Origin of the sequence: Amycolatopsis regifaucium, from assembly GCF_001613935.1 — a bacterium.
Classification (GTDB): domain Bacteria; phylum Actinomycetota; class Actinomycetes; order Mycobacteriales; family Pseudonocardiaceae; genus Amycolatopsis; species Amycolatopsis regifaucium.
Genome location: NZ_LQCI01000051.1, coordinates 55,657 through 71,610, shown reverse-complemented (window position 1 = coordinate 71,610; position 15,954 = coordinate 55,657). Strand labels below are relative to the sequence as shown.

The following is a 15,954-nucleotide window of genomic DNA, read 5'->3' as shown; positions in this document are numbered from 1 at the left end:
CCCGGTGGCGACGGTCAGCCGAGGCCTTCGGTGATGCGAAAGTCGCGCTTGAAGCCGTCGGGGAGTGCGGCCAGCGCCTCCTGGTAGGCCGTACTCTCGTATGCGGCGACCGCCTGTTCGAAGCTGTCGAACTCGATCAGGACGACGCGCTCGGCGATTCCGGCTTCGTGTGCGACCACCCGGCTGCCGACGGAGGCGAGCACCCGCCCGCCCGCGGCCTTGACGGCCGAACCGGCCAGTTCGTTGTAGACATCAAGCCTCTCGGGGTCCGCGATGGTGGGGTAGACGCTGACCCAGTAGCCCTTGGCCACGGTTCCTCCTGTGTTCGAAATCGATGATCAGAAACATACTCAGGTCCATGGACGGCACGCTGTGAGGCAGGCGACGGAGACGGCGTCGGATTCGGACGGATCCGATCAACCGGCTGGGGGTGTGGTTATCGCAACAGTGTTACGAGGAGGCCCTGGAGCGCACGTGGACAGCTACCGTTCGGGGGTAGCCGGCCGCGTCGTGTTTCCACGGCGGCGATGGGTATCACCAGTCTGTGACCCGGCTGAGGTGCTGATCTGTGACAGTGTCGTGGTGAGGGAGGGGATCGCGTGGAATCTCTGTGGACGACACTTGGTGTAGTGGCCGTGGTGGTGGTCGTCGTCCTCGTTGTGGTCGCGCTGTTCCTTGTGGTCAAGCTCGTGCGGAAGCACCGTCAGGTCCATCAGCCGGGTACGCCGGTGCCGACCAAGGTCGCCTACTGGGTTTCCCTGGCCTACACGGTGTTCCCCTTTGATTTGTTGCCCGACCCGGTGTACTTCGACGACGTCGTGGTCCTGACCAGTGGGCTGGTCTACGTCAGCAGGTCGCTTACCAAGAAGGCGCGCGACGACCGCCGAGAGGCCTGAAGCACGACCGGCCCCGGGGCCGCTGACGTCCAGGCGGTGCGACTCTGCGTGCGTCGTAGCCGCCATCTTCTCGCGCTCGAGTTCGGCTTCGACCTCGCGGCGCATGATCAGTCCGACGGCACTGTCGCGCAGTTCGCGGGCCAGCGGCAACTGGAGGACCCGCCCCGCTTCGACCGTGTCACTCTTGCGCACAGCCTGATCGCTCGTATGGCGACTCAGGGACGGCGAAAAGGTGACAACCGCGCGGGTGGTGACCCATCCGGGGCGAATCCCTCACGCGTTCGCGGCATCGACAGATAGGCCATTCGGCCCAAGACTGCTTGAAGAACCAAGAACCCTGTCGCCCGGCGGAATGAGTCGACGTGTCTCCCTCAACGGTATTGGTAGCGCTGGATCGCCCCTCGAATGGCGCAGTGACACGCGATCAGCTGGACCGGATCTGCGCCTGCCTGAGCGACGAGGGGCACGCGGTCGCGTGGGCGGACACGGCCGAGGACGCGTTGGCACTGACGCAGAGCCGGGCGGATCTGTCGGCGGCGTTGGTGTCGTGGGACCTGGATACGCCGGAGACCGTGCTGAAGGCGCTCATGGGCCGGTTCACCAAGCTTCCGGTCTTCCTGGTCACCACGGCGACCTCGGTCGACAATCTCCCGTTGTGGGTTTCGGAGGTGGTGTCCGGCTACGTCTGGCTGCTGGAGGACACGCCGGCGTTCATCGCCGGCCGGATCGGGGTCGCCGCCCAGAGGTACCTCGACGGTGTGCTTCCGCCGTTCTTCCGGGAGCTGCTCCGGTTCGAGGACATGCACGAGTACTCATGGCACACCCCGGCGCACGCGGGTGGCGTGGCGTTCCTGAAATCACCGGTCGGCAGGGTGTTCTTCGACTACTACGGCGAACGGTTGTTCCGCACCGACCTGTCGATCTCCGTAGCCGAACTCGGGTCGCTGTTCGAACACAGCGGCCCGATCGGCGAGGCCGAGCGCAACGCGGCGCGGATCTTCGGCGCGGACCTGACGTACTTCGTGCTGCACGGTGATTCCACCGCGGACCGGATCGCCTGTCACGCCAGCGTCGCCACCGACGAGCTGGTGCTCGTCGACCGCAACTGTCACAAGGCCATCTACCATGGCTTGACGCTCACCGGAGGCCGACCGGTCTACCTCGTGCCCACACGCAACGGTTACGGGCTCATGGGACCGATTCCGCCGTCGGGTATGGCAGCCGAAGCGGTGGCGGCCCAGATCCGGCGCAGCCCGTTCACCGAGGGGGCAGCCGGCGCGGAACCCGTGTACGCGGTGATCACCAACTCGACCTACGACGGATTGTGTTACGACGCCGTCCGCGTCGCCGAGTTGCTCGGCGCTTCCGTGCCGCGGCTGCACTTGGACGAAGCGTGGTTCGCCTACGCCCGGTTCAATCCGCTTTACGCCCGCCGCTATGGCATGTCCGTCGACGCCGACGCGCTGCCCGACGACGTGCGACCGACGGTCTTCTCCACCCAGTCGACACACAAGCTGCTCGCCGCCATGTCACAGAGCTCGATGGTGCACGTCAAGAACTCGCCGAGATCACCGGTCGAGCACCGGCAGTTCAATGAGACGTTCATGATGCACGCCACCACCTCGCCGATGTATCCCATGATCGCCGGGCTCGACGTGGCCGCCGCCATGATGGACGGCGCGGGTGGCCGGTGGCTGACCGACGAGGCGATCACCGAGGCCATCCGGTTCCGCCAGGCGGTGGCCCGGCTCGGGGCGCGCATCCGCGAGGCCGGTGACCGGCCCGGCTGGTTCTTCGGCACCTGGCAGCCGACTGAGGTCACCGATCCCGCCACCGGGCGGCTGCACGCCTTCGCCGACGCCCCGCTCGAGCTGCTGCGCACCGTGCCCGGCTGCTGGACTCTCGCTCCCGGTGCGCACTGGCATGGCTTTGAAGGCATGGAGGACGGCTACTGCCTGCTCGATCCCATCAAGGTGTCGATCACCTGCCCGGGTGTGGACGCGCGGGGCAACGTCTCCGAGATGGGCATCCCGGCACGCATTCTCACGATGTATCTGGAGGCACGTGGGATCGTCGTGGAGAAGACCGACGCGTACACCTGCCTGATCCTTTTCTCGATGGGCATCACCAAGGGCAAGTGGGGCACCCTGCTCGACGCGCTGCTGGACTTCAAAAGTCTGTACGACTCGGAGGCGATCGTCACCGACGTCCTGCCGGACCTCGTGAAAGCCCATCCCGACCGGTACCGGAACCTCACGCTGTCCGGGCTCTGCGCGCAGATGCACACCCAGCTCAGCAAGAGCGAGCTGACCGCGTTGCTCGACGAGGCGTTCACCCATCCGACCCCGGCCGTCCTCACTCCGGCGCAGACTTACCAACGCCTCATTCGCGGTGGAACGGAACCGGTCCGTCTCGCCGACATCGCCGGACGTACCGTCGCGACGCAGGTCGTCACCACCCCGCCGGGCATCCCGGTGCTCATGCCCGGTGAGAGCACCGGCGACGCGGACGGTCCCGTGTTGCGTTATCTGCGCGCGCTGGAAACGTTCGACCGGGAATTCCCCGGTTTCCCCAGTGAGACCCATGGTGTCAGCCGGGACCTGGCGGGAAGCTACTGGATCACCTGTCTGCGGTGACCACGCGCGTGGCGCCTCGGCGGCTGGCGCCGGAATCTCTCGCCCCCGCAGGCCCGATGCCATCTACTCTGTCCAGGGTCAGCATGCGAGCAGCTAGGCGAGTGTCGCGCGTCGAGACGGCGTCTCGTCTACGGCGGTCGACGAGGGGAGCGCCATCGATGGCCGGGTTTGGCTTCGGTAGCAGGAAATTCGACGACAGGCTGACCGAGGAGCACGACCCGAGTGAGTTCTCGTCCGAGAAGGTCAGGCAGCGCGGCATCAGGTTCGATCGCTGGGCCGGTCGGCATCGGGTGATCTTCACCCTGGTGGTCATGGCGCTGATGGCGACCGCGGGCTACTTCGCGTGGCGGCGGGTCTTCGACGGCCAGGGCGTCTTCTGGCTGGTGCTCGTGGAAGTGGGGTTCGTCGTCGGAGGCGGGCTTCCGGGGTGGCGGCTGGCAGGCAAGGCCCGCCGCAAGTACCAAGGCGAGTAACTCCGGCGGTGCGACGTCCTAGCTCGGCTGGGGTGGTGGGACGCGGCGGGCCAGTTCGGGGTAAGTGAGCACGAAGCCGTGGTCATCGACTTCGAGTTCGCCTTCGAAAGCGCGACGCGCCCCGATATAGCGGACCGACCCGACTCCGTCTGCCGGTGGTCGTAGATGCTCGTAGCGCTGCCGGGAGGGGTGCACGCTCAAGTCCGGTACCGATACCCAGGCCATCAGGAAATCGACTGCGCCGGGCCGCTCATGGAGGCTGTGACGGCGTAGCGGCATGACGTTGGTGAGCGGGGAACGGCCCAGGTCGCAGTCGAGAGCGCCCGTGACAGCGGCGGGGTCGCCGCCTGGATCCGGGAGGTCCACCGTGCCCTGGTGTTCGGCGCCGATGGTCCATGTCCCGTCGGGCCGGCGGGCGAGGCTCAGCTGACGGCTCCAGTCTTCTCCGTGGGCGGTCACTTCGAGTCTGCCGGTCACGAAACCCTCGCCGGTGGACAGCGAGTAGTCGAGACGGTAAAGCAGCGGCGCGACGCCGACCTGGGTGCCGGTCGCGGTCAGCGCGGTGTCCGGCCATTCGACTTCGCTGACCTCGGCCCGCCAGGAGTCCGACCCGGTCCAGAACATCATCCGCTTCATCATGGTCATCATGCCGACACCGCGGGACGGGCGTTGGTTGCCCGCGCCTGGAATCCTGCGCCGGTCAGCAGTAAGGGGCATGCTGTAGGCGTGCTTACTTCGGATGGGGAACGAGGACACGTGAGCTCACGTCGCCGTCGCGGCAGGGCGGTGGCGTATCTCGTTGGAATAGCCGTACTGTGCTACCTGAGCGCCGTCGGGATCAACTACTTGTTCGGTCGCCCGGACATCTGGTTTCACGGGATCGTCGGGTTGGGGCCGTTCACCGGCGGGATCATTGTCGACTGGTGGAATCGACGTCGGCGCCGACAGGAATCCCCGTGACGATCAAGGCGCGTCCCGGAGGCTTCTCCTTCGCACCTCAATTGCCCGTCGGCGCGCCACCACGTCGTGGCTCTTCGTGGACGAACTCGCTCAACGCTGCCCTGAAGCCGATGTCCGGCTAGTCGACGCTTGGCTGCTTCCTCAGCCTGGCAGCGAATTCTCCAGCAGGGCATGCGATGACTCGTTCAGCACCTTGCCGCCCGATACGACTTGGCCGACGCTTTCACTGTCAGCACGCGGACATTGCTTCGGCGCTTCGCGGAGGAGGCTGATCAAAGCCGCTCGAATACCCGCATTCCGGACGCGCGTGACGTGTCCGCCACCTCTTCGAAACGACGGGCCGCACTGTCGCCGGAATCTGTTCCACGGTCGGTCACCGGGGATCCCGGCACCTTCACCAAGCGCACCGGACGGCGCCCGAGGGACTATCGTGCGGCCTTCCGCCGTGGCGCCTGCCGAGAACCGTCTTTCGCAAAGCTTGGAGCGCCACCTTTCGGTCAGTCATTCCGCGTCGCGCCTACATTCGTCTTTTTCTTTGCGGCGAGCGAAGCGAGTGTCAGTGCACCAGAGCCATGCTCAGGGTGCGGGCGGCGCGGGAGACTGCTTCGGGCGCCGCTCCGGATGGCTGCCGTACGTCGATCGCGACCGCGATCGAACCGAGCCGCTCGCCGGTCGGCAGCCTGACCGGTGCTTCGGTGACCACGAGACCGTGTTCGGCCTGCCATAGGGGCGAAAAGCGGCCGGCGTGCTGTGGCACGGTCGTCCCTGGCCGCAGGAGAAGGGTGTGCTCCGTCAGCGTGATGCCGGCGGCGATCAGGAGGTCGCCGTCACAGGGCACGACGAACACCGAACTGGCTCGTGTGGCCGCGAACAGCCACCGGAGCCGGTCGCGGGCGAGTTCCAGCAATCGTGGATAGGGTTGCCACGATTGGCCGAGCCGGAATGCCTGTGCGCCGACGCGGTAGCGGTTTTCGCTGCGCTGGACAACCTCCAGTGCGGTCAATTGTTCGAGCAATCGGTGTGCCGTTGATTTCGGCATCGAGCACGAATCTGCCAGCTGGGTAAGACCGGCTTCACCTTTATGTCGTATCAAGGCGTCCAATAGGGCGAAAGCGCCGTCAAGGACGCTTCTTGGTCTTTTTCCGGTCTCCATCGAAATCCCCCTCGCGTGGTCCACTGGATGGAACATTTGCTGACAATGACACGTTTCCGCGCCAGCCTGTGGACATTCCAGTGCGTATCTTCGGCTAACGGGATCGGACTGGTAAGCCTACATCCAAAGAGTGGAAAGGGTTCTGAAACATGCGAAGAACCATTCGGACGGGGATGGCGATAGCGGGTCTGTTCGCGGGCATCTTCGTCGTGCCATCGGTTGCGAGCGCGGACAAGGGCGACGTCGACATCGCCGCCTCGCCCGAGTCACAGAAGACCGCCGCCGACTTCGACGGGGACGGGTTCGCCGACAAAGCGGTGTGGCGTCCCGGTAACGGTGTTTGGTACGTGATCCGCAGCAGCAACGGCAGCGTGGTGACCCAGCAATGGGGCGTTTCGGGTGACGTCCCGGTCGCCGCGGACTACGACGGCGACCACCGGGCCGACTTCGCCGTGTGGCGGCCGAGCAACGGTGTCTGGTACATCATCCAGAGCAGCACCGGCACCGTGGTGACCCAGCAGTGGGGTACCGCCGGTGACGTTCCGCTGACCGGCGATTTCAATGGCGACGGCCGCTCGGACTTCACTGTTTGGCGCCCGAGCAACGGTTACTGGTACGTGCTCGGAATCGCCACCGTGCAGTGGGGCACCGCCGGCGACGTGCCGGTGTCCGGCGATTTCAACGCGGACGGCAAGGCCGACTTCACCGTCTGGCGACCCAGTGACGGCGTCTGGTACGTGCGAAACATCGCCACGCAGCAATGGGGCACCGCCGGCGACGTGCCGGTGACCGGTGACTTCAATGCGGACGGTCGCACCGACTTCGCCGTCTGGCGGCCGAGCAACGGTTACTGGTACGTACTCGGAATCGCGACCCAGCAGTGGGGCACCGCCGGTGATGTTCCCGTAGCCGGGAATTTCGGTGGCGACCCACGGGCCGACTTCGTGGTGTGGCGTCCTTCGAACGGGACCTGGTACGGCCTCGGCCTGTTCACCACCCAGTGGGGAACACCAGGCGACATCCCGGTCTGATCCGTTGATGGTGGGCTGGCGGGCGGCGGCGGCACCGTGATGGTGACGCGGTCGCCCGCCGGAACGCCGAGGGTGACCTACCGGGGCGGCACGAGGCCGCCAGGGTGCCTCACCCTGGTCGCTCTGCTCTTCATCGTCCCAACGCCCCGCTCGTCGCCAGTGAGGGTTCGGCGTTCGGTTCGGGTCGAAGGTATGCGGGTCGGTGAAGACCTCGGGGTCACGGTTGGCCGCCGTGATCATCGCGACGACTCGCTGACCTGGGTGCAGTTTCCGACCGCCGAGCGTGGTGGGCTCGGGACGAACCGGTCCGTTCCGCCCGTGGGCGGCAGATAACGCAAGACCTCCTCGACGGCGAGTCGTACGTCGGCGGGCTTCGGTCGGGTGGCAAGACAGAGCATGGCGTTCACGAGCAGGGTCTTCGTGGTCTCATGGCCGTTGATCAGCAGGAGTGCGCAGAAGTCGATCAGCTCGTCCTCGGTGAGATCCGTCGCCATCAAGGTCGCGATGATGCCGCTCGGGCGCTCGAACTCCGCACGGAAGTAGTCGCCCAATTCCGTCAGCGCTCGGTGGAAAGCGGCCTGGCGGGCCTCGTCCGCGGTGAACGTGCCGAAGAACGAGGTGATGGCCTCGGCCCACCGCACGAAATCCGGCCACCGCGACGGCCGCACGCCGAGCAGGCCCGCGATCGTGTGGATCGACAACGGGTACGCCAGCTCCCCGATCAGGTCGAAGGTCGCCCCGGCCGAAGCGAGCAGTGCGCGGACCCTCGCCGTGATCGACTGTTCCAGGGAAGCCACGGCCCGGGGAGTGAAAACCTGGCTGACGATCCGGCGTAGCGCGTGATGCCGAGGCGGATCCATCGCTTGCGGGCTACGTAACAACGGGTTCGAGCTGTGCGGGGTCGGTTGGGTGCTGTGGCGCAGTTCGTCGGAGGAGAACACCGCATGATCGGTGAGCACTCTGTCCACTTCGGAATACCGGGTCACCACCCAGCCCCCGAACGGCTCGACGAACCGCACCGGGCCTACCTCTTGCGTGTGAAAAGCGAAGATCTCCTCGACGGACATACCCCACAGAATGCTACCCGCACACAGTCGCCGATCGGAAAAACCGGACACACGACATCCCGACCGCGCGCCGGAACTCCGCGAGCATATGCGGCTGATCGTAGAAACCGCTGCGGATCGCGATTCCCGCCCAGCACGGCGCCGCCGACGACCGCGCCAACGCCATCGCCTGGTGCAAGCGCAGCACCCGCGTGTACGCCTTGGGACTCAACCCGACCGCCACCAGGAATCGTCGGCGCAACTGTCGTTCGTACAACCCGGCTGCGGCCGCGTGGTCGGAAATCGGCGCCGCGAGGGCCGTGCGCATGGCGAGGAGCGCCTGTTCGATCGCTCGATCGAAGGGACGAGCCGGTGCTCGCAACGCCGCCAATGCGACGTCGAGCCCCCGGCCTGGGAACGGCATCCCTGCCACTGCGTCGCCAAATGCGGCTGACCCGGCCGGTCAGGTCACCGGGCGGGCCAGATCGCTGGTCACGCCGCTGATTGAAGCCCGAAACGGCCCGTGTCGCCACCGAAATACACCCGGACCCGGCCGCTGGAGCGCCTGCGTCCGCGCCTCGGAGTGCGCAGGTTCGGTCGTCAAGTGAGCTATAACCGCTTTGACGGGTTTCGGCGGGCAGGAGGATCTCGTAAATTTCCGCACCGCGTGGAAAACAATTTCGCATTGCCGTTCGGTCGTTCACTCGAATTTCGAAGCAAATCGTAATACGTCATTCTTTTGACCTAATTCCATCGAACTGGGCTGTTCACACCCATGTCATTGCGTGATGCCCCCGCGTTATGACCACAAGGATCTGTTTTTCGGCCTTTCGTACGGATGGAGGTACCCGCAAAAAGTTTCTCGCACTACTTTTCAACACGGTCACACGGTCGCGCGGCGACCGAGTCTGGGTTGGGTAAGTGCTGGCAGGAAGGCGCTTTGCGGCAGTGTGATCGCTTCGGACAGTAGTACCCGAAACGGGCGGATTGCCGCCACCGCGCACTCCGGTCAGGCCAGTGATCTATTAAGGAAAATGGTGAATCGTACGCAAGATCTCGATGTCGGTTCGGTCCCGCCCTTACGGTCGATGCGAAGCGAGAAACTGGTCATACGAAAATACGGGGGCTCGTCGCTTGCCACGCCGCGAATGGTGAACGAGGTGGCCGCCGACGTGGCCACGCTCGTCGAAGCGGGGAATCGAGTGGTCCTGGTCGTGTCGGCGATGGGGGATACCACCGACAAGCTGATCGCCTTGGCAGGGGAATTCGCCGAGTCACCGGTTCCCCGGGAGCTGGACCAGCTGATGGCGACGGGTGAACAGGTCTCCGCGGCCGTACTGGCCTTGGCGCTGGCCGAGCGCGGGGTCAAGGCCGTCTCGCTGACCGGTGACCAGGCAGGGATCGAGGTGTGCGGCCGGCCGGGAGCGGGAACGATCGCGCGGGTCGATCCCGCGAAGATCACCGAGAGACTGCGCGACGAACAGGTCGTCGTCGTCGCGGGGTTCCAGGGGCGGGACGCGAACGGCGAGCTGCTGACGCTGGGCCGGGGCGGTTCCGACACCACCGCGGTGGCGCTCGCTGCCGCGCTCGGCGGATCCGAATGCGAGATCTGCACCGACGTCCACGGTGTGCGGACCGCGGATCCCCGGATCGTGCCGGACACCCGGCCGGTCCGGACGGTTTCCTACGACGTCATGATCGAACTCGCCGGTCTCGGCGCCCGCGTGCTGCATCCCAGATCGGTGGAACTCGCCTGCCGTCACGGGGTGGCGGTGCGCGTCAAGCATTCGTCGAACCCCGGACCTTCCACCGTCGTCACGGCGCAGCCGTCTTCGGAGGGCGCCACTCGGGTCATCGGCATCGCGCATGAACGCGACGTGCGGCTGGTGCGTGTCGAGGTGTCGGTGCCCGATGCGGACCACTACGCCCGCGTGCTCACCACGCTCGCCAGGTGCGGGGTGAAGGCGGACAATCTGAGCTGGCCCGATCCCGGCGAACTGCGGTTCACCGTGCGCGGCTCGGAGCAGCTCGATGCACCGATCGCCGAGCTCGCGATGGAGTTGGGCGCCCGTTCCACGGTTCTCGAGGACCTCGGGTCGGTCTCCGTGGTGGGCACGGCGCTGCTTGATCCACCCGGCTGCCTGCCCGAGTTGCTGCGCGTCCTCGCCGATCACCGCGTCACGGTGCCGGCCATGACGACCTCGCAGTCGCGGCTCACCGCCGTGATACCGGCCGACGCCCTCGACACGGCCGTCCGGGCTCTGCACGACTCGTTCGGCTTGGCCGAGGACCGGACATGACCCCGTACGCTCAACCCGCCGGGCTGTTCACCACCGACGGTCTGGTCCTGACCTGTGACGGGCACGAACAGCAGATCCGGTGGAACCGGGGCGAGCGGCTGGAACAGCTGTACGAGGGCCTCTGCGACCGCTTGCGCGCCGAAGGTCTCGGCGATCGCCTCGCCGTCGACGCCGGGAGTACGAAGCTCACCTTCACCGGGCTGGACGAGCTGGCCAATCGCCTCGCCCGTCATCTGCGAGAACACGGAGTACTGCCCGGCGACCGGATCGGGCTGCTGTTCGACGAACCGGTGCGTCCCTATGTCGCGATGCTGGCCGTCCTCAAGATCAACGCGGCGTACGTGCCGCTGGACACGGGATTCCCGGACGACCGGCTGGGCTACATCGTCCGGGACGCCGGCGTCCGGCTGGTGCTTTCGACCTCCGGGCTGCGGGACCGCTTCGAGGCGGGCAGCGTCGATCTGCTCTGCCTCGACGAGGACGAAGGCCGGATCGCGGCCAGGTCGGGCGAACGGCTCAGTGCCGCCGAGAAGGGTGTCCCGGCGGACGAACTCTGCTATGTCGTCTACACGTCCGGCTCGACCGGAAAGCCCAAGGGTGTCACGATCGACCACGCCGCGATCTGCAACTTCGTCCGGGTCGCCGCGGACGTCTACGGCATCCTGGGCACCGATCGGGTCTACCAGGGCATGACGATCGCGTTCGACTTCTCGGTCGAGGAGATCTGGGTCCCGCTGCTCTCCGGCGCGACCCTCGTGCCGAAACCCGGCGGCACGAGCCTTGTCGGCCACGAACTGCACGAGTTCCTGCGGGACAACGGCGTCACCGCGTTGTGCTGCGTCCCGACGCTGCTGGCCAGCCTCGACGAGGACTTGCCGCGACTGCGGTTCCTCCTGGTGTCCGGTGAGGCCTGCCCCGAAGACCTCGTCCGTCGCTGGTATCGCCAGGACCGGCGGTTCCTCAACGTCTACGGCCCGACCGAGGCCACCGTCACCGCGACCTGGGCGGTGCTGCGACCGGACCGGCCGGTGACGATCGGCGTCCCGCTGCCCACCTACTCGGTCGTCATCCTCGATCCCGACGAGCCGCGGGCACTGGCCCCGGGCGAGTTGGGGGAGATCGGTATCGCCGGGGTCGGGCTCGCCGGCGGCTACCTGAACCGTCCCGACCTGACCGAGCGCGCGTTCATCCCGGACTTCGTCGGCATCGGGCACAACCCGTCCCGTCGCATCTACCGCACCGGCGACCTGGGCCGGATCACCCCGGAAGGGGAAATCGAATACCACGGTCGTGCCGATACGCAGGTCAAGATCCGCGGCTACCGCGTCGAGCTCACGGAGATCGAATCGGTCCTGCTGCGGATCCCCGGAATCGCGCAGGCGGTGGTCGACACCCACCATCCGGAAGCCGGGAGGACCGAACTGGTCGCCTACTACTGCCTGCGCCGCGACAGAGCGAGTGTCGACGCCGGTGAACTGCGACGCCGTCTGGCGGAGTTGCTGCCCGCCTACATGGTGCCCGCCTATCTCGAACAACTCGACCACATCCCCCTGACCCCGGCGGGCAAAGCCGACCGCAAGCATCTGCCGGCACCGAGCAACCCGCGAGCGGCGGCGAGCCTCGCCGACTACGTGGCGCCTGCCACCGAGACCGAACAGTGCCTCGCGGAGGAACTGGGCCGAGTCCTCGGCGTCGATCGGATTTCGGTCACGGGCGACGTTTTCGCCGACTACGGCGCCGACTCGCTCCTGGTGGCCAAGTTCTGCGCGCTGGTCCGGGAACGTGGCGACGTCGCGCCGTTGTCGGCGAGAGACGTGTACCTCAACCCGACCGTTCGCCGTCTCGCCGAGTCGCTCCCTGACGCGGTCCGGGCCCCGGTGGCACGGGCCGAGGAACCGTACCGTGCCAGTACCGGGTCCTACGTCCTCTGTGGACTGTTCCAGCTGCTGGCGTTCCTCGTCTATGCCGCGGGTTCCGGCTGGCTCCTGGACCGGGGATTCGCCTGGATCACCGCGGCGACCGGGCTCGCCGACGGCTATGCGCGCTCGGTCGGACTCGGGCTCATCGTCTTCGTCGTCCTTTCCACGATGCCCGTGCTGACGAAATGGGCGCTCGTCGGACGGTGGAGACCGGGGGAGATCCCGCTCTGGAGTCCCGGTTATCTGCGCTTCTGGACGGTCAAGACGTTGATCAGGTTCAGCCCGCTGATGCTGTTCACCGGAACGCCGTTGTACTCCTTCTACTTGAGGGCACTCGGCGCGGACATCGGCAAGGGTGCCGTGATCCTGTCCAGGAACGCGCCGGTCTGCACCGACCTGCTCAGCGTCGGCGCCGGGGCTGTCATCCGGAAAGACGCCTTCTTCCCGTGCTACCGCGCCAGGGCGGGCCGGATCCAGATCGGCCGGGTCACCCTCGGCGACAACGCGTTCGTCGGGGAGATGACCGTGCTCGACATCGGCACGGCGCTCGGCGACGACGCCCAGCTCGGTCACTCGTCGTCACTCAACGCCGGGCAGACCGTGCCCGATGGCGAACGCTGGCACGGATCGCCCGCCGTCCCCTCCACAGTGGACTATCGGGCACTGGAGACGCGCGCTCTCGGCCGATTCAGGCCCTTCGCCTTCTGCGTGTCCAGCCTCCTGCTTTTGCTCCTGCTGACGCTTCCTGCCACATTGGGCGGGGCGGACCTGATCTTCGATCGCTGGTTCACGACGGTGGTGGACTTCACGAGCTGGGCCTTCTATCGTGACCGGATAGCCGATTCCGCGCTGCTGTACTTCGGGGCGCTGTTCGCCGGGCTGGCGGTCGTCCTCACGATCCCGCGCCTGCTCAACCGGTTTCTCCAGCCGGATCGGGTCTATCCACTGTACGGCAGGCACTTCGCGATTCAGCGGGTGATCGCGCGGTTGACCAACCTGCGCTCGTTCACCTACTTGTTCGGTGACAGCAGCTACATCGTGCACTACCTGCGCGGGCTGGGATACGACCTGTCGAAGGTCGAACAAACCGGATCCAACTTCGGGGTCGAGCTCAAACACGAGACGCCGTTCCTCAGCAGGGTCGGCACGGGGACGATGGTCTCGGACGGCTTGTCGCTGTTCAACGCGGACTTCTCCGCTTCGTCGTTCCGGCTGCGCCAGACCTCCGTCCCGCCGCAGGCGTTCTTGGGTAACGAGATCGGCTATCCGCCCGGCGCGCGGGTCGGCCGGAACTGCCTGCTGGCCACCAAGGTCCTGGTTCCCCTGGACGGGCCGATCCGGGAGAACGTCGGCCTGCTCGGGTCTCCCGCGTTCGAGATCCCCCGGACCGTCCGCCGCGACACCGGGTTCGAACACCTCGGCACGGGAGACGCGCTGCGCCGCGGCCTGAGGGCGAAGAACCGGCACAACACCGCCACCATGGCCGTCTACCTGCTGGTGCACTGGCTTCAGCTGCTCGGCGTGATGCTGATCGGGGCGGCCGCCGGCGCCCTCCACGACCGGTTCGGCGCCTTCGCGGTCGGCGGCGGGATCGTGGCCATGCTGCTGTTCTCGGTCTCGTTACTCGTACTGGCCGAACTCGGCGTGCAGGGTTTCCGGACGCTGCGACCGCGGTTCTGCTCGATCTACGACCCGATCTTCTGGCGACACGAACGCTTCTGGAAGCTCAGCCCCGGCCGCTACCTCAACCTGTTCGACGGGACGCCGTTCAAGAACGTGATCTGGCGCTGCCTCGGCGTCCGTATCGGGCGCCGCGTCTTCGACGACGGTGCCGCCATTCCGGAAAAGTCCCTGGTGAGCATCGGTGACGACTGCGTGCTCAACCTCCACTCCGTCCTTCAGGCGCACTCACTGGAGGACGGCACGTTCAAATCCGACCACATCGTCATCGGCGCCGCGTGCACGCTCGGCACCGGCGCCTTCGTCCACTATGGAGTGAGGATGGAAGAGGGGGCGATCGCCGAAGCGGACGCGTTCCTGATGAAGGGGACCGCGGTCCCGGCGTGGACCCGCTGGCACGCCAATCCGGCGGTCGAACTCGACACGGCGGAAGAGATCACCGCGGCAAGGAGACTGCCATGACCTACACCCCCACGGCGAAACCCGAGCTGACGCCACGGGTCGAGGGCGATCTGCCAGGACCTCGCTCGGCCGAATACCTCGAACACCAGCGACGCTGGGAATCCAACGCGCGGGCCTACCCGCGCAATCTGCCGATCGCGATCGCCGGCGGGGACGGCAGCTACCTGTGGGACGTGGACGGGAATGTCTTCATCGACTTCTTGGCCGGAGCGGGCGTGCTTTCGCTGGGACACAACCATCCCGAAGTAGTACACGCGGCCACGGAGCAGCTGCGCGTGCTGACCCACGGCCTGGACTTCCCGACGCCCGCCAAACGCCAGTTCATCGACGCCCAGCTGTCCATGCTGCCGCCCGGCCTGCGCTCGCGGATGCGGATGCACTTCTGCGGCCCGGGTGGCGCCAACGCCGTCGACGCCGCGATCAAACTCTGCAAGACCGCGACCGGACGTGGCGACCTGGTGTCCTTCCAGGGCGGATTCCACGGCTCGAGCCACGCCGCGATGGCGTTGACCGGACTCGTCGCCCAGAAACGACCGATCGCCAACGGCGTGCCCGGCGTGCACTTCTTCCCGTACTCCTACTGTGCGCGCTGCCCCGTCGGACTCTCCCGGGACACCTGCGCGACGAACTGCGTGGGATTGCTGGAGCGGTCCCTGCGCGACCCCAACGGCGGGATTCCCCTGCCCGCCGCGGTCATCGTGGAGCTCGTGCAGGGCGAAGGCGGCATCATACCGGCCGACCGCGACTTCGTCCGGCGTCTCCGGGCACTCACGGCGGAGCTGGACATCCCGCTGGTGGTCGACGAGGTGCAGACCGGCTGCGGCCGGACCGGGACATGGTTCGCGTTCGAGCAGTACGACATCGAGCCCCACGTGATCATCGCTTCGAAGGCGTTGAGCGGCATGGGCCTGCCGGTGGCGGTGATCTTCTACGACCAGCGACTGGACAGCTGGGCGCCCGGTGCCCATTCGGGGACGTTCCGCGGCAACCAGGCCGCGTTCGCGGCGGGCACCGCGGCCGTCCACATCGTCCGGCGCGACGACGTGCTGGGCAATGTCCGGCACCGCGGGCACCAGCTCGAACAACGGCTCCGCTCCGTGAGCGATCATCCGTGGGTCCGCGAGGTCCGCGGTCTCGGCCTGATGTGGGGGATCGAGCTGGCCGACCCCCACGACGGACATCCGGCGGGCGGATATGCGCGCGCTGTCCAGGCATACGCGCTGCGACGAGGGTTGATCATCGAGCTCGGTGGCCGCGACGACAGCGTGCTCCGCCTGATGCCCCCGCTCACCGTGACCGCCGAGGTGATCGAACTCGCGGGCACCATTCTGATCGACGCCGTCGAGCAGTGTGTTCCGGTCCGGTAGCCGGGGGCGTGGGTGGTCGGTACGGTTCCCG

The 15,954-nt window shown here is 66.8% G+C and carries 12 protein-coding genes; 7 read left to right on the top strand and 5 right to left on the bottom strand.

The features are described 5' to 3' along the window. Positions 1–14: 14 nt before the first annotated feature. A complete protein-coding gene (locus AVL48_RS34375; protein ID WP_061988229.1) occupies positions 15–311 on the bottom strand; it encodes a DUF1330 domain-containing protein in 297 nt (98 codons plus the stop codon). Between the two features lie 318 nt (positions 312–629). Between AVL48_RS34375 and AVL48_RS34370 the strand changes: the two genes are divergently transcribed. From AVL48_RS34370 to AVL48_RS34360, 3 genes are all read left to right on the top strand, one after another. After that, a complete protein-coding gene (locus AVL48_RS34370) occupies positions 630–896 on the top strand; it encodes a YkvA family protein (RefSeq protein ID WP_244162341.1) in 267 nt (88 codons plus the stop codon). Between the two features lie 413 nt (positions 897–1,309). Continuing rightward, complete coding sequence (locus AVL48_RS34365) at positions 1,310–3,532, top strand: Orn/Lys/Arg family decarboxylase (protein ID WP_244162342.1); 2,223 nt, start codon at positions 1,310–1,312, stop codon at positions 3,530–3,532. Between the two features lie 158 nt (positions 3,533–3,690). Continuing rightward, the gene (locus tag AVL48_RS34360; RefSeq protein WP_061988224.1) at positions 3,691–4,005 is read left to right on the top strand and encodes a hypothetical protein; all 315 of its coding nucleotides are present in this window, start codon (positions 3,691–3,693) and stop codon (positions 4,003–4,005) included. A gap of 18 nt (positions 4,006–4,023) precedes the next feature. On the opposite strand, the gene AVL48_RS34355 is transcribed toward AVL48_RS34360, so the two are convergent. Together AVL48_RS34355 and AVL48_RS34350 are read right to left on the bottom strand one after the other, a co-directional pair. Further along, on the bottom strand, positions 4,024–4,653 hold the full coding sequence (locus AVL48_RS34355; RefSeq protein WP_208616211.1) for a putative glycolipid-binding domain-containing protein: 630 nt from the start codon (positions 4,651–4,653) through the stop codon (positions 4,024–4,026). 868 nt (positions 4,654–5,521) lie between these two features. After that, positions 5,522–6,118 (bottom strand): helix-turn-helix domain-containing protein, encoded by a 597-nt coding sequence (locus tag AVL48_RS34350; protein ID WP_074038108.1) that lies wholly within the window; start codon positions 6,116–6,118, stop codon positions 5,522–5,524. A 149-nt stretch (positions 6,119–6,267) separates the two neighbouring features. On the opposite strand from AVL48_RS34350, the gene AVL48_RS34345 reads away from it, so the two are divergent. Then, positions 6,268–7,149: an FG-GAP repeat domain-containing protein gene (locus AVL48_RS34345; protein WP_061988221.1), complete on the top strand. Its 882-nt coding sequence runs from the start codon at positions 6,268–6,270 to the stop codon at positions 7,147–7,149. Between the two features lie 236 nt (positions 7,150–7,385). Here the strand turns inward: AVL48_RS34345 and AVL48_RS40375 are convergent, their stop codons facing one another. Together AVL48_RS40375 and AVL48_RS34335 are read right to left on the bottom strand one after the other, a co-directional pair. Next, the gene (locus AVL48_RS40375) at positions 7,386–8,216 is read right to left on the bottom strand and encodes a cytochrome P450 family protein (protein ID WP_061988220.1); all 831 of its coding nucleotides are present in this window, start codon (positions 8,214–8,216) and stop codon (positions 7,386–7,388) included. Between the two features lie 13 nt (positions 8,217–8,229). Further along, on the bottom strand, positions 8,230–8,619 hold the full coding sequence (locus AVL48_RS34335) for a helix-turn-helix domain-containing protein (protein WP_061988218.1): 390 nt from the start codon (positions 8,617–8,619) through the stop codon (positions 8,230–8,232). 610 nt (positions 8,620–9,229) lie between these two features. On the opposite strand from AVL48_RS34335, the gene AVL48_RS34330 reads away from it, so the two are divergent. From AVL48_RS34330 to AVL48_RS34320, 3 genes are read left to right on the top strand one after another with little or no spacing between them, the layout of a single operon-like run. Further along, complete coding sequence (locus AVL48_RS34330; protein ID WP_082857861.1) at positions 9,230–10,495, top strand: aspartate kinase; 1,266 nt, start codon at positions 9,230–9,232, stop codon at positions 10,493–10,495. Then, a complete protein-coding gene (locus AVL48_RS34325) occupies positions 10,492–14,556 on the top strand; it encodes a Pls/PosA family non-ribosomal peptide synthetase (RefSeq protein ID WP_061988214.1) in 4,065 nt (1,354 codons plus the stop codon). The genes AVL48_RS34330 and AVL48_RS34325 overlap by 4 nt, the downstream gene beginning before the upstream one ends. After that, entirely contained in the window at positions 14,553–15,923 is a 1,371-nt protein-coding gene (locus AVL48_RS34320) for a diaminobutyrate--2-oxoglutarate transaminase family protein (RefSeq protein WP_061988213.1), read from the top strand. Before AVL48_RS34325 ends, AVL48_RS34320 begins: the two co-directional genes overlap by 4 nt. Positions 15,924–15,954: the final 31 nt, after the last annotated feature.